Here is a 518-nt window from a genome sequence, read left to right as displayed (position 1 = left end):
GCCTTATGGCCTCATCCCTGCCAATGCGTTCAAGATGTTTAAACACATCAACCTTGTTCCCACTGTTGCGACGAAGAAGCTCATAAAAACCTATCCGAGAAGATGACTCACACCCATTCTCAGACGGTCCTGCATCAAAAATCTCTCCGCGTGATTCCTTCGCTTCCTTAACCTCTGGAACGTATTCTAAACCACCAGCAGGAAGCCTGAAGCGTCGCCTGTCTTCCTGTTCCGAACGACACGCAAAACGCAGATTCTCATCAGCAGAATAATCCCGAGCTATAAGCCCAAGGTGCTTGCAGTCAGCAGATATCAGCCAGCAGATATCATCAACAGACCACCCCAGATGGAACACATGCCCAAGCCATGAACGAGGATAATACCCCCCATCATATGACTGAGCTTTGATGACCCTTTGGGCCTCTAATTTCGTATATGAACGACCTACGGATTCCATCCGAGACCACCAGTCTTGGCGGTCTTGTGTTGAACCATCGCCATCAGTTGTGTTATAATAC

Annotated in this window: 1 protein-coding gene; it reads right to left on the bottom strand. The window is 48.5% G+C overall.

Annotation, left to right across the window (positions count from 1 at the left end):
• A partial coding sequence (locus KP705_RS16835; protein ID WP_215765089.1) for a hypothetical protein occupies positions 1 to 457 on the bottom strand: 457 nt, incomplete at its 3' end.
• Positions 458 to 518: the final 61 nt, after the last annotated feature.

Origin of the sequence: Gluconobacter sp. P1D12_c, assembly GCF_018812105.1 — a bacterium.
Classification (GTDB): Bacteria; Pseudomonadota; Alphaproteobacteria; order Acetobacterales; family Acetobacteraceae; genus Gluconobacter; species Gluconobacter oxydans_A.
This window is presented reverse-complemented; position numbering and strand designations above follow the sequence as displayed.